Origin of the sequence: Paenibacillus sp. 2TAB26 (assembly GCF_052115145.1) — a bacterium.
In the GTDB taxonomy this organism is placed as follows: domain Bacteria; phylum Bacillota; class Bacilli; order Paenibacillales; family Paenibacillaceae; genus Pristimantibacillus.
The window spans coordinates 41,633-63,755 of sequence record NZ_JBFRGC010000037.1 but is presented as its reverse complement, the minus strand read 5'-3'; the positions used below and the strand labels follow the sequence as shown (position 1 = coordinate 63,755).

Genomic DNA, 22,123 nt, shown 5'->3' with positions numbered 1-22,123 from the left:
AGGAGGAACTCGGATGAGCAATATCGGAGTATGGGAAAATGCGGAGCCTGGCGTTACACGTAAAATTTTGCAGCCGGGAAAAACGCTGATGCTGATGGAGGTTCATTTTGAGCCTGGTGCGGTTGGTTATGAGCATGCTCACCCGCATGAGCAGCTGAGCTATTGCTTGAGGGGCGCCATTGAATTTACAATTGACGGCGAGAAGCAAGTGATCCGGCAGGGAGAGTCCATCGTTATACCAAGCGGGGCGAGGCACGGAGTAACTGCATTGGAAGCCTCGGCGCTGCTCGATTCCTTCACGCCGCTGCGCGATGATTTGATTAAGTAAGGTTAAGTATACGGTTATAGAGAGAAGAGCGATTCCATGGCTGAGCGAGCATGGGGGCTCTTCTTTTTTTTTGCAGGATGGTTGTTGCCGCCTTGTAGAGGGTATATTCTTTGTAATAGGGCTGCAATCATTAGAAACTTTGAAAACGTGGTAATATAGAGTAGGATATCCATACAAATAGAAAATGCCGCCTAGTCAAATAGAGCTTGAGCATAGGGTAAGGGGTTTACATATGAGTAAAATGACATTGCTGCGCGAGCCGAAACAGCGGAAACTGTTGTTTAGCGCGGGGCTTAGCTGGCTTTTTGATGCGATGGAGGTCGGAATGATCTCCTTTATCGTAGCTGCTTTGGCAGTAGAATGGCAGCTTGGTTCACAACAAGTTGGGCTACTGATGGCAATTAATTCGATCGGTATGGCAGTTGGAGCCGCTGTATCCGGTTTGATGGCCGATCGATACGGACGCAGGGCGATCCTGCTCTGGACACTGCTGATCTTCTCCATTGCGAGCGGTCTGTCCGCTCTGGCAACGAGCTTTATCGTCTTATGCGCGCTGCGTTTCATAGCCGGATTTGGGCTTGGCGGGGAGCTGCCAGTTGCGTCGACGCTTGTATCGGAATCTGTGCCTGCCAAGGAGCGGGGCCGGGCAGTCGTCCTATTGGAGAGCTTCTGGGCGATCGGCTGGATTGCTGCGGCTTTGATTGCCTACTTCATCATTCCCGATTACGGATGGAGGATGGCGTTTGCGCTCGGTGCTATTCCTGCACTTTTTGCCCTATATTTGAGAAGAGCCATTAAAGACTCACCCAGCTTCAATGTGCAGCAGAGCCGCAAGCTGAGTCTGAGCGACAGAATGAAATCCATATGGTCCTTGCGCTACCGAAAAACGACAGTAACATTGTGGATCTTATGGTTTACAGTCGTATTTTCCTATTACGGCATGTTCCTCTGGCTGCCTTCGGTCATGGTGCTCAAGGGCTTTGATTTGGTGAAAAGCTTTCAATATGTTCTGATTATGACACTCGCCCAGCTGCCGGGTTATTTCACTGCTGCTTATTTTATCGAGAAGTTTGGGCGAAAATTTGTGCTGGTGGTTTATTTGCTGCTAACCGCGGGCAGCGCCCTTTGGTTCGGAAGCGCGGAGACAGAAGGGGTACTGTTGGCTGCGGGCATTTGTCTCTCATTCTTTAATCTTGGAGCGTGGGGAGGGATGTACGCCTATACGCCGGAGCTGTATCCAGCCGCAGTTCGTGGAACTGGCGTCGGCTTTGCCGCCTCATTCGGCCGTGTCGGGGGTATTATTGGGCCCTATCTTGTTGGGATGCTCGTTGCTAAACAAGTCGCGATACCATCTATTTTTATGATCTTTTTTGTAACGATTGTTATAGGCGCGCTAACGGTTTTATTCTTTGGCAAAGAAACGAAAGGGATCGATCCGGATAAAGAGGGCTCTGATTCTGCTCTTACAAGTTGAAGGGATGCTTATTCAAAATGCAAATAAGCCGTCCAGAATGGGTTGAACCCATCGGGACGGCTTTTTTCTGTGGTTTTATTAGGCACCGGTCACTTGCTTGGAGAAAAAGGTTTTAAGCGCTTTGTACACTTCGCCTTTCTCCTTAATTACCGAATACATAAACTTTTTGTGGTTGATGTGTTTGTAGGCGGACATCAGAGTACTGCTTCGATTGTATTGATTGACCTCTCCGTATCCGAACATATTGCTTCTCTCCATCAGCTGACCGATTAGCTTCACACAGCGTTCGTTATCTGAAGTTAGGTTGTCGCCATCAGAGAAGTGGAACGGGTATATGTTCCAATTGGGAGTCGGGTACCGGCTATCGATGATGTCGATCGCTTTCTGATAAGCGGACGAACAGATGGTGCCGCCGCTTTCCCCACGATTGAAAAATTCCTCCTCAGTAACTTCCTTTGCTTCCGTATGATGAGCGATAAACACAATTTCCACATGCTCATATTTGCGCCTTAAGAAGCGTGTCATCCAGAAGAAAAAGCTGCGCGCGCAATATTTCTCGAACGAGCCCATGCTTCCCGATGTGTCCATGAGGGCAAGAATGACCGCGTTGGATTGGGGTTTGATGACTTCATTCCATGTTTTGTAACGAAGATCGTCAGGTGAAATGCCGCCAATGCCGGATTTGCCCGCATTGGCGTTGCGGCGCAGGTTTTCGATTAATGTTCGCTTCTTGTCGATATTGGACATAATGCCTTTTTTCCGAATATCGTGAAATACGATTTCGGTAGTTTGCAGCTGATCCTTTTGCTTTTGCTCCAGATTAGGAAGCTCCAGCTCCTCAAACAGCATATCCTCCAATTGATCGATACTTATCTCGGTATCAACAACGTCTTCTCCGGGCTGGTCTCCTGCATCCTGACCCTTGCCGGGTCCCTTAGCAGCTTGTGGATCGACGCCGAGCACATCCCCAACCTGAGAGTCACCATCGCCTTGTCCGACGTGCTGCTTCTTGTTGTAGTTGTATATAAAGTGGGACTCGTCGAGACTTTTAATAGGGACCTTGATCGTTCGCCTGCCATCGGACAATACGATGCTTTCATCGGAAACCAGATCGGGAAGATTTTGCTTAATGGCTTCGTGCACCTTCTCCTGATGTCGCGCTTGATCCTCATAACCTTTGCGGTGGAGCGACCAATCTTCCCTTGAAACAATAAATAGCGGCTCTGACTCCATTTCCCTCACCTCATTCCATTATGTTAACGCTGCAGAATGAAAAAAAGCCTTACATGCTCATCGCTTATTTCTTGTCTGTTACTCAATATATTCAAGAGCAGAGCGGTTATGTGAGGGAAAATGAACAGGGATCACATGAATTTATCCCCATAAACAGCTTCTAGAAGATTAACTCCGCAGAAAAATAGGTATCTTTTCCGAGCATCCTGCGTTGCTTTACGATGTTATTTTTGAGTCATGGCAGCAATCTCAGAAACAATTTGGAAGATGCAGCGAAGAAGCCGCATACGCTAGTCTATAAGGATCGTTGATGGTCTCATCCACGGTTCATTCTATTATAGAAGCGGTAGCCGCGAAGGAGGAAAGGCAGGCATGGGCGTGAATGAGGCAGCAATGAATGAAGAAGACAAAGCAGCGCTGTTAGAGAAGGACCGGAACTATTTATGGCATCATATTTCTCCTCATAATGAGAATCCAATGGTTATCGTGTCGGGAGAAGGAAGCTGGCTAACGGATATGGACGGGAACCGCTATTTCGACGGCATGTCCGGGATGTGGTGCGTCAATGTCGGTCATGGCCGGGTCGAAATCGCTGAAGCGGCTGCGGAACAGATGAAGACAGTAGCTTATGCGACGCTCATTCAATCTCATGTTCCGGCAATTGAACTGGCTGCGAAGCTGAATGAATGGCTCATTGGCGATTATCGATTTTTTTTCTCCAACTCAGGTTCAGATGCCAATGAGGTCGCCTTCAAAATCGGCCGCCAGTATCATCATCAACGTGGGAAGGGCTCTAAGTACAAATACATTTCACGCCACCGCGCCTATCATGGCAATTCTATGGGTGCACTTAGCGCCACAGGGCAAGCGCAGCGCAAGCTGAAATACGAACCGCTAGGTGTGGGATTTTCCCATGTGCCTCCGCCCTATTGCTATCGTTGTCCTTTCGGGCAAACGATAGGCTCCTGCAAAATGCAATGCGCTCAAGCCTATGAGGATGCCATCCTATGGGAGGGGGCAGATTCGGTCGCTGGCATTATCGTTGAGCCAGTTATTACCGGAGGTGGAATGATTGTGCCGCCTGATCCATATTTAGCTCGGCTGCGAAAGATCTGCGATAAGCATGATGTCCTGCTCATTGTTGATGAGGTCATTTGCGGCTTTGGCCGCTCAGGAGAAAAATTTGGGCATCAGAACTTTGGGGTAAGGCCGGATATAGTGACGATGGCGAAAGGGCTGACAAGCGCCTATTCTCCATTATCTGCAACGGCAGTGTCCGCCGAAATGTATGAAAGCTTCAAAGAAAGCGGAGCAGACAATCACTTCCGTCATGTGAATACCTTCGGAGGCAATCCTGTATCCTGCGCGGTGGCGCTAAAAAATATAGAAATTATAGAACGTGAAAATTTAGTCAGCCGTTCTGCCTATATAGGCAAAGAGCTGTTTAGCCGAATCAAGCCGCTTGAATCACATCAGTACGTAGGCGAGCTTCGAATTTTCGGCTCGGCTATCGGTATCGAGCTGGTTGAGGATAAACGAACAAAGGAGCCGGCATCTGCTGCTAGAGTTGCTGCTATTATTGCGGAGTGCAAGCAAAAAGGACTGCTCATTAGCAAAAATGGCGATACAGTGCCGGGTTTTATGAACATTTTGACGCTGAGCCCGCCTTTGTCGACTACGGATGATGAGATTGTATTTATCGCCGAAACGCTGCTTCAGGTTTTCGGTGTCTGATGGAGGCTGATAAAAGAGTGAAGAAAGAACTCAGCATTAATGCGAAGCGGCTGCACAGGCGTATTGATGAGCTCGCTCAGATTGGCAAAATCGGTGATACAGGCGTTTGCAGGCTGGCGCTGACGATGGAGGATTTGGCAGGTGTAGAGCTGGTGCGGAGTTGGATGCTTGAAGCGGGGATGGAGGCGCGGATTGATCCGTTCGGCAATTTGATCGGCGTGCTAGAGGGAGCTGACTCGACAGCACCGGTACTTATGCTTGGCTCCCATATTGATTCGCAGCCGTACGGCGGGCGATTCGATGGCGTGATTGGCGTACTAGGGGCAATTGAAGCCGTTCAAACGATGGTTGAAAAAGGCTTTAAACCAGCTAGAAATATTGAAGTTGTCGCTTTTTGTGATGAAGAAGGCTGCCGGTTTAACAAAGGGTTGTTTGGTGCAAGAGGAATGACCGGGAAGCTTGAGGAGGGGGAGCTTGATCGGACGGATAAAAATGGTGTGACTCGCAGGGAGGCATTGATCGCGTTTGGATGTGATCCTGCTGCATTTGAAGGTTATGTCTTTGATGAAGGGCGGATAGCTGCTTTTCTGGAGCTGCATATTGAACAAGGTCCAGTGCTGGAGTCGCTCCATGAACCGATTGGAATCGTCAGCGGCATATCCGGCCCTGTCTGGTGGACGGTAGAAATGACAGGTTTCGCAGGACATGCGGGTTCCGTGCCAATGTCTATGCGCCAGGATGCATTGGTCGGCAGCGCTAAGGTTATCATCGCACTCCATGAATTAGCTAGCGCTGAACCTGGCGCACCGACGGTAGGAACGGTTGGTTCGCTGTCGGTATTTCCGGACTCGCGCAACATTATTGCAGAGAAAGTAAGCTTCACCGTCGATTTCCGTGATATTGATCGGAGTCGCAGGAACAGGCTGGAGGAACAGCTTCTTGCGGGGATAGATGCTGTTTGTTTAGAGCATGGCTTGACGTACACGATTCGTGAGGATACGAGGAGTGATCCGCGTTACTGCGCGCCTGAGCTTAGGGAGCTAATGCAGGAGGAAGCGGCGAAAATAGGTCTTGCCCCGCCCGTTCTGATGAGCGGCCCGTTCCATGATTCGTTAACGATGTCTTATGTTTGCAACTACGGAATGATATTTGTTCGCTGCAAGGACGGGATAAGTCATAATCCGAAGGAGTATTCATCGCCGGAAGATATCGAACTCGGTGTAGAGCTTCTATACCGAACAGCGCACAGATTAAGTGACTAAAAGTGAACGATTATAGTAGACCAGTAACTCTTGCCCAGGTTATAGACCTGTAAAGCTTTCAGCGTGACTGAATACTTGAAACCTATAAAAATATTGAAGTTGAATAAGGAGGAGATGGGCATGGGCGCAATAGGAAAGGCGGTGTTTATTCCGGTCGAATCACTGCGGCGAAACTTTGCAGAAGTGAAGGCAGGCATGCGGCCAAAGGAAGCTATAGAGGAATCGAACCGCTGTTTGTACTGTTACGATGCTCCGTGCATAAAAGCGTGCCCGACGGGCATCAACATTCCTTCTTTTATCAAAAAAATTGCTTCCGGCAATATGAAGGGATCTGCTCGCGTCATTATGGATGCCAATCCCGTTGGAGCGACCTGCGCCAGAGTGTGTCCGACTGAGGAGCTGTGCGAGGGCGCATGCGTAATGAACGAATCCTCAAAGCCGATTATGATCGGCAGCCTGCAGCGCTATGCCACGGATTGGGCGATAAAAAATAATCAACAGCTGTTCGAACCTGGTCAAAGCAACGGCAAATCGGTGGCAATTATAGGCGGCGGACCAGCAGGTCTGTCTGCTGCGCGCGAGCTTGCAAGATTCGGATTCGCCGTTACGATATTCGAAGCGAAGGAACAAGCGGGCGGTCTTGATACATATGGCATCGTTTCGTTTCGTTTGCCGCAGAGCATCGCTCTGTGGGAGGTTGAACAGGTGAAGAAGCTGGGCGTTGATATTCGGACGAATACAGCAATTGGTTCTGACGTAGCCACAGATTCGCTGCTTGCGCAGTATGATGCGGTTTTACTTGCGATAGGAATGTCGAAGGTGCCTTATCTTAACATCGAGGGCGAACAATTAACCGGTGTGTATGACGCCATTGATTTTGTAGAAGCGACCAAAAGGGAGCTTACAAATGACTTTGCTGGTAAACGTGTAGCGGTAATCGGTGCGGGCAATACGGCGGTTGATGCGGCCACCTGCTCGGTGAGGCTCGGGGCTGCAAAGGTCAAGATGGTATACCGCAGGACGAGAGAGGAAATGACCGCCTACGATTTTGAATTCGAATTCGCGAAGCAAGATGGTGTGGAGTTTGAATGGTTAAGCGCTCCCAGCCGGATTATCGGAGATGCTGATGGAAATGTCGAGGCGCTTGAATGCATGAGGATGCAGCTTGAAGAGGATGAACAAGGAGGAAGAAAAAAGGTGACACCGGTAGAAGGCTCCTCTTTCCTGCTTGATGTTGATGTTGTCATTAAGGCAATTGGTCAGACACGTCACTTGCCGCTAATTGAGCAGCTGGGCTTGCATCATAAGCGAGGAATGGTGATGGTGAATACGGAAACCTATCAGACCTCTAATCCCAAAATTTACGCTGCTGGCGACGTTATTTTCGGTGAAGGCCAAGGTGATGCGATGGTGGTTGCCGCCGCACAGCAAGGCAAGCTGGCAGCTTATTCGATTTACAAAACGCTAGTTGCAGGGAGGGAAAATGATGGCTGATCTGCGCATTCAATTAGCAGGCATAGCTTCTCCGAATCCTTTTTGGCTTGCATCAGCGCCGCCAACGAACACCGGCTATCAAGTTCAACGAGCATTTGAAGCGGGCTGGGGCGGAGCGGTATGGAAGACGCTGGGCGATCCAATTATTAATACATCCTCGCGATTTGCAGCTATTCATTTCAATAGTCAACGAGTAGCAGGATTCAACAACATTGAGCTGATTTCGGATCGCCCGCTTGAAGTGAACTTAAAGGAAATATACGAGACAAAGAAGCGATTTCCGGAGCATGCGCTTGTCGTTTCATTGATGGTGGAGCCTAAACGCGAGAAATGGCATGAAATTGTAAAAAAAGTAGAGGCTGTCGGTGTGGATGGATTGGAATTGAACTTCGGATGTCCCCATGGCATGGCGGAGCGGGGGATGGGCGCTGCTTCCGGACAACAGCCGGATTTGGTTGAAATGCAGACAATGTGGGTCAAGGAGGCAGCGAGGACGCCAGTCATAGTCAAGCTTACGCCCAATATTACGGACATTACCGCGACAGCGAAAGCAGCCGTTCGCGGAGGAGCGGATGCGATCTCGCTGATCAATACCATTAATTCACTAGCTGGAGTTGATATCGATACATGGAATACGATTCCGCATGTTGGCGGAAAAGGCGCGCATGGGGGCTACTGCGGGCCTGCTGTTAAGCCGATTGCGCTTAATATGGTTGCGGAATGTGCCCGAAATCCTTTCGTTGGCGTACCCATTTCCGGGATAGGTGGAATATCGAGCTGGCGGGATGCGGTTGAGTTTATTTTGATGGGCTCAACTGGCGTTCAAGTATGTACAGCTGCCATGCATCATGGCTTTAGCATCGTAGAGGATATGATCGACGGTTTAAACAATTATTTGGATGAAAAGGGTTTAAAATCAGTCAATGAGCTAATAGGCAAATCGGTAGAGCGCTATTCGGATTGGGGAGATCTTGATCTTAATTACGCGGTCGTTGCACGAATTGAACAGGATACTTGCATCGTTTGCAATAAATGCCATATCGCTTGCGAGGATACTTCGCATCAGTGTATTGAGCGGCATATAGACGATACTGGCGCAGCATACCTGAAGGTTCGCGAGGAAGATTGTGTAGGCTGCAACCTTTGTTCTATTGTTTGCCCGGTTGAAGGTGCGATTGAGATGGTAGAGGTTCCCATGACGGAGCCGGCTCTAAGCTGGAATCAACGGCAAGCGGCAATTGCGTCACTAGGAAAAAGCAATGATTCTGACGATGGCGATAAGAAGGAGGCTGTATAGGATGACGGTGAAGCTCATTAAAAATGGGGTTATTGTAACGGCAGCCGACACGTATAAAGCTGATGTGCTAATTAAGGAAGGCATCATCGCCAAAATCGGCATTGACCTCGAATCGGAAGCGGATGAGTTTATCGATGCAACAGGCAAATACGTATTTCCAGGCGGCATTGATCCACATACCCATCTTGATATGCCGTTTGGCGGCACGGTTACGGCGGATGATTTTGAGACAGGCACAAAAGCTGCAGCTTTCGGAGGAACTACAACGATTGTTGATTTCTGCTTGACGACGAAAGGGAAACCACTGAAGGAATCCATTGCGGCATGGCATCAAAAAGCAGGCAGTAAAGCCGTTATCGATTATGGCTTTCACCTCATGATTAGTGAAATAAACGATGCAGTGCTTGCTGAGCTTCCATCGATTATTAATGAAGAGGGCATTACCTCGTTGAAGGTGTTTATGGCGTACAAAAACGTGTTTCAAGCGGATGACGGCACGTTGTTTCGGACGATGCTCGCAGCCAAGGAGCATGGAGCGATGGTGATGGTGCATGCCGAGAATGGCGATGTCATCGATTTTCTCATTCATAAAGCGTTGGAGGAAGGCAACACCGATCCTATTTATCATGCGCTTACGAGACCGTCGATTATTGAAGGAGAGGCAACTGGACGGGCAGCAAAACTAGCCGAGCTTGCTGGAGCGAGACTGTATGTCGTGCATGTGACATGCGCCGAAGCAGTCCAGCAAATCGCAGAGGCGCGCAATCAAGGTGTGGACGTGTGGGGCGAAACGTGTCCGCAATATTTGGTGCTTGATCAGTCGCAGCTGGAGAAGCCGGATTTTGAAGGGGCAAAATACGTTTGGTCGCCGCCTCTTCGTGAAGCGCACCATCAAGAGGTGCTTTGGAATGCACTGAAGAGCGGCCAGCTGCAAACGCTGGGTTCGGATCACTGCTCTTTTAATTTTGACGGACAGAAGGATTTGGGGCGGGGGGATTTTAGTAAAATTCCAAATGGCGGCCCCGTTATAGAGGATCGATTCTCGCTCTTTTATTCGGAGGGCGTTCATCAAGGGCGTATTACGCTTAATCAATTCGTAGACATTGTATCGACGCGCAGCGCCAAGCTGTTTGGTCTTTTTCCCCAGAAGGGGACGATTGCCGTTGGCAGTGATGCAGATATCGTCATCTTTGATCCGCTTGCAGAGCGTACACTATCAGCTGAAACACATCATATGAATGTCGATTATAACCCGTTTGAAGGATTGAAGGTGACAGGCTTACCCGTTAGTGTACTATCACGTGGTGAATTTGTCATTCAAGATTGTCAATTTGTTGGCTCTCTTGGAGCTGGACGATATGTGAAGCGGGCTCCTTACAAGGGGGCTAATCGATAGCTGCTTTTCGCATCGCTGCCTTGCGACATGAGGGATAAAGGGAAGGCATAGCGCCAAAGGAGGAAGAGATATGTCCGCCTATGAGCAATTCGTCGAGGAGAAAAACAAGATTGATGCATACTTGAATCAGGAGTATGTCATTACTGGCGTGCGTGAAGGGCTGAGCGGCGATTGGCTGGAGCTTAAGCACCCCGGCGGGGATGAAGCTTCGCTGCTCATTGAGACGGCGGATGCTCGCAAATATTTTGTTAATGTGCTGCTTAAACAAGATGTTAGAGAACAAAAAGACGCGCAGTAAAAATTTGAGCGTAGTTTTCCAAAAGGAGATAGCTGCTTGAGTACGATAAAGGAAGCTTTGTTCCCAACGATAATTAACAAACATAGGAGCTGATAGGATGGCTATAGAACCTATTTCCCTACAGGATTCGCTTAAAATACGTAATTTTATTAACGGTGTTTGGGTGGAGTCTGTAAATGAACGAACAGATAAAGTGATAAATCCAGCTACAGGGGCAGTAATCGCATACGTCCCGTTATCCGTCCAAGAGGATGTTGAAGCTGCTGTGCATGCTGCGGAGCAGGCTTATCCAGCATGGAGCAAAACCCCTGTTCCACGCAGGGCGAGGGTGCTATTTCGTTACTGGCAGCTTCTGCAGGAGCATGCGGAGGAGCTGGCGGAGATTATAACGATAGAGAACGGAAAAAGCTACAAAGAAGCGGTCGGAGAAGTGCAGCGCGGCATCGAAAATGTGGAGTTTGCGGCAGGAGCGCCGACGCATATGATGGGCGCAACGCTTGCAAACATTGCAACGGACATCGATTCGGAGCTGTTCCGGGTGCCGCTTGGTGTAGTGGGAGGCATCACGCCATTTAATTTTCCGATGATGGTACCCTGCTGGATGTTCCCGCTTGCCATCGCGCTTGGCAACACTTTTGTGCTCAAGCCATCAGAACGTACGCCGCTTACCGTTAACAAGCTTGCGGAGCTATTGCGGGAAGCGGGATTGCCGGATGGTGTACTGAATGTGGTGCATGGCGCTAACGATGTTGTAAATGTATTGACGAGCAGTCCCAGTGTTAAGGCCATTTCATTTGTCGGCTCGCAGCCTGTTGCCAAATACGTATATGAACGTGCTGCGTATAACGGCAAAAGAGTTCAAGCGCTTGCCGGCGCCAAGAACATCCATATTGTAATGCCGGACGCGCATATCGATAAAACGGTTGAGAACATCATTGCCTCATCCTTTGGCAGTGCTGGTGAGCGATGCATGGCTTGCTCTGCTGTCGTTGCAGTCGGTGATGGGAGCAGCTTTATGAAGGCGCTGCAAGCTGCAGCGGAAGCGATGATCATCGGTTCCGGAATGCGCGATGACGTCACCTTAACGCCAGTCATACGCGATGAGCATCGCAAGCGCATCGAAAAGTACATTGCGAGCGGGATTGCTGAAGGGGCTGCGCTTCTGCTTGATGGCAGGCTTGCAACGGAGCGCAGCGGCGAAGGATATTTTCTTGGGCCGACGATTTTTGACCAAGTGAAACCTGAAATGACGATTGCCACGGAGGAAATATTTGGTCCAGTATTATCTGTCCTGCGCGCGGAAGATTTAAATGAGGCGCTTACTATAGTGAACAGTTCTAGATTTGGTAATTCAGCAGTCATTTATACGGAAAATGCTAAGGCTGTTCGTCAATTCCGCGAGGAAGCGGAAGCCGGTATGCTGGGTGTTAATGTAGGCGTGCCAGCACCAATGGCTTTTTTTCCATTTTCGGGCTGGAAGGACTCTTTCTACGGAGATTTGCATGCCAATGGAAAGGATGGAGTGGAATTTTATACGAAGAAAAAAATGATAACATCGAGATATTTTTGAAAAGGCTGCTTGGAATAAAAATGCCCCCGCAGCGTGCTGAGCTTCAGCGCTGGCAGGGGCATTTCTATTTACAATATTGCATTCCTATTTCTAAGCATGCGATAAAGAATGATCGAAGTGACCGAGCAGGCGAGCGCACATGCCCCGATGAATAGATAACCGCCTTGCAGACCTGCAACGAGGCTGGCATGTGAGTTTTCACTTCCGGCAAACAGCTGCTTCGTCCATTCTGTAATGGCGCCGATAGCGAGGTTGCCGATGACACTCGCTATACCCATTAAGGTTACGGTAAAGGTAATAGCGGTATCGGCGTTGTTCGGGTAACGTTTGGCAAGCAAGGCCATGACGGTTGGATAGATTGGTGCGATACCAACTCCTGCGAGTGCAAACAAAAAGGCACCTGGTTCACCGATGATAATGGCTGCAACTGAGCATAACCCAGAAAAAGTAGATAACAAAATGAGCGATCTCGTATAGCCGATTTTGTCAGTGACGGGACCGAGAACGAGCCTTGCGAGCATAAAGCAGAAGAAAAACGCAGATAGCATTTTAGCTGACGCATCGCCGCTCCAGCCATAAGCCTTCTCCAAAAAGTTAACGAGCCAACCGCCAACAGCAAGCTCCGATATTACTCCGAAAGATAGCACGACTACAATGAGCCAAGCGATCTTGTCACGAGCAAATTCCTTTAAAGTGATTCGATCCTCGTGTTTTTGCTCATCACCGGCATATTTTGCGAAAAGTCCTGGAAGCATGGGCAAAATCGAGAGCGCGAGCATAAGCATGTACATCCCCCGCCAGCCTAGCGCAGAGCCGAATACTTGAACACCCATCAGCGAAGCAGCAATGATCGGAGCAAAGGTTGAGCTGAGCCCATAAAAAAAGTGTGCGAGGTTCATCATCGTGCCTGTGTTTTTGATGAAAATTCGAGCGGCAAGGATGGCTAGCGCGATTTCCAACATGCCATTTCCGACATACATGAGGAAATAAGCGGATGAAAGTGAGGTGTAATTAGCTGCAAAATAGATGCAAACACCCGATACCGCCATAGAGCCAAATGTGAGCATCAGGGTGAGTTTCATGCCTGCTTTGCGGGTAAGCCACCCGGTAAAGCTGCATGCAAGCAAATAGCCAAGGGAGTTAAATGCTAACAAAATTCCGACTTGCAGCTCGTCAAGCTTCAATTCACTCTGCATTCTAGGAAGCGCAGGCCCTTTAATATTTTCGGAGAAGCCAAAGATGAGAAAACCTCCGAATACGACAGTAAGCAGCAGTATGTAGTTTTTGGATAAAGCAGAAGTGAAACGAGACAATTTGGTAGTCCTCCATCGTTGTCATTATAATAGGAATAGAGTTTGATAAACGTATGCCGTGTCTAACTTTATCGTGTATTTATGCGATGTGCAATAGTTGGCGGCAAGCAATTTCAGCTTTACTATGCGGCATGATGAATCGGATGTTAAAATAAATGATAGACCAATAACGTGTTAAGATAGATAGAAATGCGAGGAAGGGATGTTTGTGACGAATGAAGCTATTTCATACTGCGGACTGGCATTTAGGCAAGCTCGTTCAAGGCGTATATATGACAGAGGATCAGCGTTATGTTCTGATGCAGCTGCTGCAAGCGATCGAAATAGAACGGCCGGATGCGGTCATTATTGCTGGCGATCTCTATGATCGGGCTGTACCGCCTACGGAAGCGGTAGAATTGCTTGATGAGCTGCTCAGCCGGATCGTCATCGATTTAGGTACGCCAGTGCTTGCGATATCAGGGAATCACGACAGTCCAGACCGTATTAATTTTGGTACAAAAATGATGGAAAACCGCGGTTTATATTTGGCGGGACAGCTTCGCAAAAAGCTCGGACCTGTCGTGCTAAATGATGAATTCGGCGAGGTTCACTTTCATCTTGTTCCGTACGCAGATCCAGCGCAAGTACGCTACGAGTTTGGCGATGAATCGATAAAAACGCATGACGATGCGATGCGGGCAGTTACAGCAAACATTGCTGAGTCTATGAATCCAGAAGCTCGGCATGTGTTTGTCGGGCATGCTTTTGTTACGGCAACCGGAGAGCCGGAGCTTAATACAAGCGACTCCGAGCGGCCCTTGTCTGTTGGCGGAGCGGAACATGTGAGTGCGGCTTATTTTGAGAAATTTAATTATACCGCGCTTGGACATTTGCATCAGGCCCATTTCGTTCGCAATCACAAGATAAGGTATGCGGGTTCTCCGCTTAAATATTCGATTTCTGAGGAAAACCATGCGAAGGGTTATTTCGTCATTGAGCTCAATGAAATGGGTGAAGTAGAGATCGAGAAGCGCGAGCTGCTTCCGCTTCGCAACATGCGCCGTATAACTGCTACTATTGAAGAGATAACGAAGCATGAAATAAACGAGGATTATGTTTTTGTTACTCTTTTGAATGATAATCCCGTATTGTTTCCAATGGAGAAGGTGCGTGCAGTTTATCCGAATGCGCTTCATGTGGAACGCAGGCCATTATCTTCAGGCAGCCATTCGAGCGATGGCGGCAGCTTGGACGCCGGAGCGGCTAAAGGACGGCGTGAGGCTGATCCAATCGAGCTGTTTGCAGCTTTTTATCAAGAAGTAAAGCAGCAACCGCTCTCGGAAGCGAAAAAACAGTTGTTTGCGAATACGTATGCAGAGCTGCTGCGTGAGGAAGGAGGTATGCTATGAGGCCAATTAAATTAACAATGACAGCTTTCGGCTCCTATCGAGACACGGAAACGATTGATTTCAGCATGCTGGAGGATCGGCGCCTGTTTGTTATTTCAGGTAATACAGGCGCAGGGAAAACGTCGATTTTTGATGCGATTTGCTTTGCTATCTATGGAACGGCAAGTGGAGAGGATCGAGCTGATCCCCGTATGCTTCGCAGTCATTTTGCTGCAGAAGAAATACACACTGCGGTTCATTTCTATTTCGCTATCGGTCGCAGAAGCTACTTGGTCCTTAGGCAGATGCCTCATCGCAAGGGCGGGAACAAAAGTGAAACAGGCGGTAAATGCGAGCTGTACGAGACGACTAGCGGGGAACCCATTCCAGCTGTAGACCGCTTTATTTTGTCAGACGTGAATGCTAAGCTGGAGCAGATTATTGGCCTCACCAAGGAGCAATTCAGCCAGATTGTCATGCTTCCGCAAGGAGAGTTTCGAAAGCTGCTGACTTCCGACACAGATAATAAGGAAGAGATTTTGCGCCGGATTTTTCGGACAGAGCTGTATGAGCGTTTGGAAAATCGTTTTCAGCAAAAAAATCGTGCGCTGCAGGATCAGCTGAAAGAAGCAAAAGCGACTCTTAATGCTTATATGAAGCAAGTGCAAGAGGCGCTGCCAGCGCGAGAAAATAGTAAGCTTGTTGAAACCTTTAAGCAGGAAGTATATAGTGCGACGCAAGTGACGGACGCTTTGGCGCTGGAGTTCGAATTTTATAAGAAGCTTGCAGGAGAAGCGGAAGAGCAAAAGGAGCTGCTTGCGGGAAGGCTTGAAGCGGCTGAGGTGCAGCTGAGGGTTGCGATGGCGTTTAATAGCAAGTACGAGGAGCATGAGAGGAAGCGGACGCAGCTTGAGCAGCTGGATGGGCAGAAGCCGGAATACGGCTTGAAGGAGCAGCGGCTGGCGCTTGCTGAAAAAGCAGCCCATTTGGCTCCTTATCAGGAGCATGCTGAACGAACCGCTGCTGATGCGAAGTTGAAGCGGGAACAATTTGCTACGAGGAAAGCGGAGCTGGAAAGCGCGGAGCGCGACTTTAAGTTTGCAGTTGAGAGGTTTGCAGTAGAAGAGCAGCGCAGCGACGAACGGCGAGAAGCGGAACGTGAGCTCAGCAAATTGCTAGAGATGGCTCCAATCGTAAGAACGCTCGCTAGTCAGCAGCAAGCGATCGACAAGCTCGCACTTGGGGAGAAGGGTTGTACAGCTAAGCTTGAGGCATTGGATGCAGAGCTAATAAAGCTGCGAGAAGTGAAGCTCGCTGCAAATGCACAAGTGAAGGAAACAGAGCTAGAAACGGCAGAGCTGACAGATAAGCTGGACAAGCTGCGTCTTATTGAGCAACAAGGGAAACAATTAAAGCGAGTAGTTGACGTCGAGAAGGAAATGACGAGAATCGCTCTATTAGAGAAAGAATTTGCTCAAACGCTCAGCAAAGCAAAAGACAACCACGATCAGCTTGAGGCTGCATGGCTTGAGGGGCAAGCATCTCTGCTGGCTGCCCATCTGCATGAGGGCATGCCTTGTCCTGTGTGCGGCAGTGAGGAACATCCAGCAAAGTCGGTCATCCATTCAGAGATTCCTACTCGTGAACGGCTGCAAGAGGCAAAGTTACAATTAGCCGCAGTGGAGCGGGAATGGCTTGAAGCGCGAGCACAAGCAGCTGCAGCACAAGCAACACGCGAGGATGGTGCTAAAGAGCTGGCGGAATTTGGGTTGAAAGCCGTCATGCTGGAGGAGCAACGAGCGCAGCTGCTGCAGCTTTGGCGCGGCCTTAAAGAAGAAACGGACAAGTCTTTATTGAAAGTGAAGCAGCTTCCTGAGCTCAAGCAGTTGATCGAACGTCAGGAGCAGCAGCTCGAGAAGCAACAGCTTCTTAAGGAGCAACTACAACAGGAGCAGCAGCGCTTAATCGTTGAGCGAACGTCACAGCAATCGGCGCTGCAGCAGGAGTTGAGCCGCATTCCAGAAGCGCTGCGAACTCCTGAGAAGCTGACTGAAAAACTAAATAAGCAGCAAGTAGTTTATGACCGAATGTCAGCAGCTTGGAAGTCTGTTCAAGAGCAGCAGCAAACAATGACTGCGAAGCTGGCCGAACAGAAAGCATATGCTGTGCAATCCGAGCAGCAGCAGCTAGAAGCGGAAAAAAACAGGCAGCTAGCAGAGCAGCGATTGCTGGATGAGCTCGTGAAAGCGGGTTTTGACACGGTTCAGCAATATGTAGAAGCAGCATTGCTTGACTCAGCTAGAGAACAGTTGAAAAAAGAAATTGCTGCATACCAAGCAGCCGTTGCTTCACTTATGCAGCAGCTAGTTGAACTGCAAAGCGAGCTTGCAGGCAAACCTAAAGTGGATCTGTCGCAGCTTCAGGAGCAGCTTGCTGCTTTGAAGCAGCAGCAGGAGAAGCTATTTGCCGCCGCACAAACGGCAATACGGACCGGTCAAGTTGCTGAGCGACTTGCCATTTCAATTGGGAAGGCCAATGATTATGTGAGCGAGCTAGAGGCTAAGCTTGAAGAGGTCATGGATGTATTCCAAATGCTGAAAGGGGATAATGCGCTCAAGGTATCGTTCGAGCGCTATATTCTGATTGAGTTTTTGGAGCAGATTCTTTTTGCTGCCAATACGCGTTTGCATGATTTATCGAATGGGCAATTTATGCTGCAAAGAAGTGATCGACTTGAAACTCGCGGCAAGCAAAGCGGACTAGGCCTCGATGTCTATGATGCGTATACGGGTCAGAATCGTGACGTGAAAACATTGTCCGGCGGTGAGAAGTTTAACGCCTCGTTATGTCTTGCACTTGGTATGACGGATGTTATTCAATCCCATATGGGCGGCGTGACGATTGAAATGATGTTCATCGATGAGGGCTTTGGTTCACTGGATGAGGAATCGCTTCAGAAAGCGATTACGGCGCTTGTTGATTTGCAGAAATCTGGAAGAATGATCGGTGTTATATCTCACGTTCAGGAGCTTAAGGATGCATTCCCGGCTTGCCTTGAGGTTAATAAGACGAAGGAAGGCTTTAGTCGGACGAAATTAACGGTGAGATAAGCGGCAGAAATAAGAAAAGCCTGCTTCGAGCACTCCATTGAGGCTGAGACAGACTTTTTACAGCTGGTCGAAATTTAATTAGGCAACAGATGAAGCAATAGAAGCAGAGCCTACAAAAAATAAAGCAATGCCGCCTACAAATACGACAACGTTAAGTACAATGCCAATAACGCCAAACGTTTTACGACGCTTGCTGGAGACGGCACCGATAATGGCTAATATAAGACCTGCAAGGGAGAGTAGCCCTGCTCCAAAAATACAAACGATGGTAAGCATCATAGAAACAAGAACTTCTTGACCAAGCGCTTCGATTGAAGCTTGAAAAGCTACTCTATCAGAAGGGTCTGCTATAATGATGTCTGTATTTGCGATCTGATCAGCGAATGAGAAGCCTGAGACGATTGCAATAATAAGCAATACGGCTGAGAGCAGCCCAATGATGAAGGATGTAATGCCAATTCCTGAATGTTTCTTAGGGCCTTCATAGATGGTTTGATCATTTGAAAAAACGGGTCTTGAACCATAAGGCTCATTGTTGGAAGATGGATTAGCATTGTTATTGGTTTCATTTTCCATTTATATCAGCTCCTTTACTAATTACGGTAAAATTATACACAAATACGAGAGGATTGAAAACAAATGTTTCCAAAATATTTTGCAATCGGAGCAATAAACGCGGCTTTAGCCATTGCTTTAGGCGCATTCGGAGCACATGGATTAGAGAAACAATTGAGTGATCATTATTTAGAGGTTTTTGAAACAGGAGTTCGTTATCACATGTACAGCGCACTCGGTTTAATGCTAATTTCCTTGTTCGCCAAACAAATGGGGACGAGCAAGCTCGCTTTAAATGGCGGTCGATTAATTTTGACAGGAATGATCATTTTTAGCGGCAGCTTGTACGTATTATCGCTTACGAGCTTCAGCAAGCTTGGCATGATTACACCTATTGGCGGCGTTGCGATTATTGCTGGCTGGATATGTATTATTACTGCAGCACTTAAGAAAGAAAGTAATTAGTTAGAAATAAATAATGATTTGACGACATATTACTCTGTATTACAACAAATAAACAAGCTGCTTTAGTAAATATTTCTATACCAGAGCGCGTACATCGTTTATAATAAAGCGAACACTGACTTGACTCGAAATAGAGGAAGGACGTTTGTGCGTGACGAAACGGATAGATGGTTTTCCTGATAGAAAGCGGCAACTCCTCAAGCAATCATTGAATGGATCGTTGGTTATTAGTTGTTTGCTTGCAGCACTCGGGTTGGTCTGGATTATCGTACCATTTATATTAATATCTAACACGATGTACAAATGGACAGCTTTGGCTATCGCGGCATCGTTAATCGTAACTGCAGTAATTGTTTATATAAAGCGAAATGTGACGTTTAGTTTCCAAAATTATCATACGGCAATTGTAGAGACCTTGCTTCGTTCAGATGCCGTTCCGCTGGCGATATTGGATAAAAACGGGATTGTCATGGAGTTGAACGAGGCGTCCGGCCGTACACTTGGCTATGACCGAACCGAGCTTCTTGGAGAAACGATTTTGCGATTAGTCGAGCCGGGCAGCCGGCAATTGCTGCAAGAAACATTTGAGCATGCTTTGCTTGGTGAAACGAAACAGATCAATATTAACATTACGCATGGTTCAGGTTTTCCGCTCGAGCTACAAGTTGTTTGCTCGCCTATGATACAGATGGATGAAGTCATCGGAACGGTAGTGATAAGCCAGGATTTAAGCGATCGCAAACGTAATCTTGAACGAATTCGCTATATGGCCTATCACGATGATATGACCGGCTTGCCGAATCGCACTTTGTTTCAAATGAAGCTGACGGAGACGTTGACAAGGGCGAAGGAAGAAGAACGTACCGTTGGTATTTGTTATTTGGATTTAGATCGTTTCAAGCTGGTCAACGCATCCTTTGGACGCGAATTTGGTGATATTCTTCTCATGCAAGTTGCAGAAAGACTAAATCGAGATCTTGATGACAATGATTTTGCAGCGCGTATGGAAGGCGATGAATTTGCTTTATTGTTTTGCAATTTACGATCGGAGAAGCATTTGCTGGAGCTGTGCAGAAATCTCCTCAAGTCGATTGAAGAGCCCTATGAGCTGAGCGGCTTCCCGTTACATATTACAGCGAGCATTGGTTTGGTTACAAACCGCAACGCGGATGATGATAGTTATTCGCTTATCAAGAAAGCAGATATGGCGCTTGTCAAAGTGAAGGAAAGCGGGAAAAATGATTGCCTGCTTTATTCGGAGGACTGGAGCAATTCGTCATTGGAGCGACTTACGCTGCAGCATGAGATGTACCGCGCTATTCAGCGCGAAGAATTCATTTTGCATTATCAACCGCAATATGATTTGAGCTCAGGTACTATGGTTGGCGTAGAGGCGCTAGTAAGATGGAATCATCCGATTAAAGGCATGATACCGCCAGGGAGCTTTATTCCGTTAGCTGAAGAGAGCGGCATGATTGTCCAAATAGGCGATTGGGTACTGGAAGAGGCCTGCCGTCAAAACAAAGCATGGCAAGACGCTGGATTGCCACTAATGCCGGTATCCGTCAATTTATCGATTAGGCAATTCGTTCAAACGGATCTCGCAGGCAAGGTAGCGGCAGTACTTGAGAAAACAGGCCTCGATCCAAGATACTTGGATCTGGAAATCACGGAGTCGATGACGATGGATGTTAGCCATGTGTCTCGCTGTTTGCTCGACTTAACGGAACTAGGCGTTAATATTAGCGTTGATGATTTTGGCACAGGCTATAGTTCATTCCATTATTTAAAAAACTTCCCGATTGATCGGTTGAAAATTGACCGCTCCTTCGTACGTGATATTCAGCAGGACCCGAGTGATGCAGAAATCGTTGCTGCAATTATTGCAATGGCTCATAACCTGAATATTCAGGTTATCGCAGAAGGCGTGGAAACTGAAGGGCAAATGGAGTTTCTTCGCAAGCATAAATGCGATGAAATGCAGGGCTTCTTTTGGAGTCCGCCTGTATCAAGTGACAACATTGAACAAATGTTATCTCCGGGTTATGCATAAAAAAACCGTTCTATGGCTGATAAACAGTCATTGGAACGGTTTTTTTCTTCATGCGTGGATTAGTATGAGAAGTCTTCAATTTCGTTCATTCGAAACGTATACACTTGCTTCTCGTCGACATGATAAACAGTAATAATATTTTCCGACTCATCCATATTAATGATCCGGCAAGGAATGCTGAGCTTAATACCTAAGCCTTTATTAACGAGGAGCCGGATTAAAGTATTGTTTTTCATGAGCGCTCTTATTTTGTCGTAATAGCTTAAAGCTTCTAGAGCATCTGCTGCTGGTTTGTCGGCCTTTTTAGCTTCTTTTGTTTTCTCAGGAGTGGTGGTTGAAGTTCTGTTAGGTTGTACGCTGTTAGCATCTTTAGTTAGGTTAGGCGGCAAAGGAATTTCTCGTGTGGAGCCTGTATTGTTCTTGTGATGTTCGATTTGCTCTCCAAGTTGGATGCCGGATAATATACGGAAATCAACAAAGTCAGAACCATTTAGCGAATGAAGCAATTGCTCAAGCGCTGCAGCGTTGTTTTTCCCTTCTACAAGCACCTCAATATTAAAAATAAAGGATGCTCGGTCTTGAGAAGAGTTATGTTTTTCCATAGGACCTCCGGACGATTCGATATAGTACTAATATACCACTAAATCGATTTTTCATGTAGTAGTGAGCAGTGATAACTCGAGTGATGCAAGAAAATGTATCCGCATTCAAATGGATAGATACAGGATTTAGATTAAATCTGTGCTATACGGTATAAAGACCTAACTACTTATAATAAAGTTATGGCTGATCTATTTTAGCATATATTATTATTTCTTTGAAACATTAAACGGAAGTTCTGTTGTAAAGATTAATGCAGAATAAATGTAAAATTTTATAAAAAAATAAAAAATGGATTGTTGGTCTCGATATATTATGTGGCCTTTGTATGGGAAGGGTTAGACAGGTTAAAAGTAGTGAAAAAGCTAGAGTCACTTTGCCTTGATGAAGGCAGCGGTGGCTCTATTTTTAGGTATGTACTAAATGACTATTATTTGGAAAATAAGGCTTGAGTACAATCAAAAACTGAGGAAAATTCATTTACTATTAATAGAGTCTGCCGATAGAGGGGTAGAATGTTTTCTGTTTCTGGGTGAATTTTTATTTTAAATGATAAGTTTTATATAGATTT

The 22,123-nt window shown here is 47.4% G+C and carries 17 protein-coding genes; 13 read left to right on the top strand and 4 right to left on the bottom strand.

The features are described 5' to 3' along the window. Positions 1–13 precede the first annotated feature (13 nt). Together AB4Z50_RS31215 and AB4Z50_RS31210 are read left to right on the top strand one after the other, a co-directional pair. Positions 14–328: a cupin domain-containing protein gene (locus AB4Z50_RS31215; protein WP_076270298.1), complete on the top strand. Its 315-nt coding sequence runs from the start codon at positions 14–16 to the stop codon at positions 326–328. A 232-nt stretch (positions 329–560) separates the two neighbouring features. After that, the gene (locus tag AB4Z50_RS31210) at positions 561–1,802 is read left to right on the top strand and encodes an MFS transporter (RefSeq protein WP_441885487.1); all 1,242 of its coding nucleotides are present in this window, start codon (positions 561–563) and stop codon (positions 1,800–1,802) included. A gap of 78 nt (positions 1,803–1,880) precedes the next feature. On the opposite strand, the gene yhbH is transcribed toward AB4Z50_RS31210, so the two are convergent. Then, entirely contained in the window at positions 1,881–3,035 is a 1,155-nt protein-coding gene (gene yhbH / locus AB4Z50_RS31205; protein ID WP_076270296.1) for a sporulation protein YhbH, read from the bottom strand. 372 nt (positions 3,036–3,407) lie between these two features. Between yhbH and AB4Z50_RS31200 the strand changes: the two genes are divergently transcribed. From AB4Z50_RS31200 to AB4Z50_RS31170, 7 genes are all read left to right on the top strand, one after another. Further along, positions 3,408–4,769 carry an aspartate aminotransferase family protein gene (locus AB4Z50_RS31200; protein ID WP_441885485.1) on the top strand — a complete coding sequence of 454 codons (1,362 nt, stop codon included), beginning with the start codon at positions 3,408–3,410 and terminating at the stop codon, positions 4,767–4,769. Between the two features lie 17 nt (positions 4,770–4,786). Next, a complete protein-coding gene (locus tag AB4Z50_RS31195; protein WP_441885483.1) occupies positions 4,787–6,031 on the top strand; it encodes a M20 family metallo-hydrolase in 1,245 nt (414 codons plus the stop codon). Between the two features lie 120 nt (positions 6,032–6,151). Next, entirely contained in the window at positions 6,152–7,525 is a 1,374-nt protein-coding gene (locus AB4Z50_RS31190) for an NAD(P)-dependent oxidoreductase (RefSeq protein ID WP_441885481.1), read from the top strand. Next, positions 7,518–8,822: an NAD-dependent dihydropyrimidine dehydrogenase subunit PreA gene (gene preA / locus AB4Z50_RS31185; protein ID WP_441885479.1), complete on the top strand. Its 1,305-nt coding sequence runs from the start codon at positions 7,518–7,520 to the stop codon at positions 8,820–8,822. Before AB4Z50_RS31190 ends, preA begins: the two co-directional genes overlap by 8 nt. A 1-nt stretch (position 8,823) precedes the next feature. After that, complete coding sequence (hydA, locus tag AB4Z50_RS31180; RefSeq protein WP_441885501.1) at positions 8,824–10,218, top strand: dihydropyrimidinase; 1,395 nt, start codon at positions 8,824–8,826, stop codon at positions 10,216–10,218. 70 nt (positions 10,219–10,288) lie between these two features. After that, positions 10,289–10,516 (top strand): hypothetical protein, encoded by a 228-nt coding sequence (locus AB4Z50_RS31175; RefSeq protein WP_441885477.1) that lies wholly within the window; start codon positions 10,289–10,291, stop codon positions 10,514–10,516. 97 nt (positions 10,517–10,613) lie between these two features. Beyond that, the gene (locus AB4Z50_RS31170) at positions 10,614–12,086 is read left to right on the top strand and encodes a CoA-acylating methylmalonate-semialdehyde dehydrogenase (RefSeq protein ID WP_441885475.1); all 1,473 of its coding nucleotides are present in this window, start codon (positions 10,614–10,616) and stop codon (positions 12,084–12,086) included. Between the two features lie 68 nt (positions 12,087–12,154). On the opposite strand, the gene AB4Z50_RS31165 is transcribed toward AB4Z50_RS31170, so the two are convergent. Continuing rightward, on the bottom strand, positions 12,155–13,399 hold the full coding sequence (locus AB4Z50_RS31165; RefSeq protein ID WP_441885473.1) for an MFS transporter: 1,245 nt from the start codon (positions 13,397–13,399) through the stop codon (positions 12,155–12,157). Positions 13,400–13,614: 215 nt separating this feature from the next. Here AB4Z50_RS31165 and AB4Z50_RS31160 point away from each other — a divergent pair, with 215 nt between their 5' ends. Further along, positions 13,615–14,790, top strand: a complete 1,176-nt coding sequence (locus AB4Z50_RS31160; RefSeq protein WP_441885471.1) for an exonuclease SbcCD subunit D — start codon at positions 13,615–13,617, stop codon at positions 14,788–14,790. Next, complete coding sequence (locus AB4Z50_RS31155) at positions 14,787–17,879, top strand: AAA family ATPase (protein WP_441885469.1); 3,093 nt, start codon at positions 14,787–14,789, stop codon at positions 17,877–17,879. Before AB4Z50_RS31160 ends, AB4Z50_RS31155 begins: the two co-directional genes overlap by 4 nt. Positions 17,880–17,957: 78 nt before the next feature. Here AB4Z50_RS31155 and AB4Z50_RS31150 read toward each other — a convergent pair whose 3' ends face one another. Then, on the bottom strand, positions 17,958–18,455 hold the full coding sequence (locus tag AB4Z50_RS31150; protein WP_441885467.1) for a hypothetical protein: 498 nt from the start codon (positions 18,453–18,455) through the stop codon (positions 17,958–17,960). Positions 18,456–18,518: 63 nt separating this feature from the next. Between AB4Z50_RS31150 and AB4Z50_RS31145 the strand changes: the two genes are divergently transcribed. Both AB4Z50_RS31145 and AB4Z50_RS31140 read left to right on the top strand, forming a co-directional pair. Beyond that, positions 18,519–18,899 carry a DUF423 domain-containing protein gene (locus AB4Z50_RS31145; RefSeq protein WP_430063522.1) on the top strand — a complete coding sequence of 127 codons (381 nt, stop codon included), beginning with the start codon at positions 18,519–18,521 and terminating at the stop codon, positions 18,897–18,899. Between the two features lie 151 nt (positions 18,900–19,050). Continuing rightward, positions 19,051–20,952: an EAL domain-containing protein gene (locus AB4Z50_RS31140; RefSeq protein WP_441885465.1), complete on the top strand. Its 1,902-nt coding sequence runs from the start codon at positions 19,051–19,053 to the stop codon at positions 20,950–20,952. 59 nt (positions 20,953–21,011) lie between these two features. Here the strand turns inward: AB4Z50_RS31140 and AB4Z50_RS31135 are convergent, their stop codons facing one another. Continuing rightward, positions 21,012–21,554 carry a hypothetical protein gene (locus tag AB4Z50_RS31135; RefSeq protein WP_441885463.1) on the bottom strand — a complete coding sequence of 181 codons (543 nt, stop codon included), beginning with the start codon at positions 21,552–21,554 and terminating at the stop codon, positions 21,012–21,014. Between the last annotated feature and the right edge of the window lie 569 nt (positions 21,555–22,123).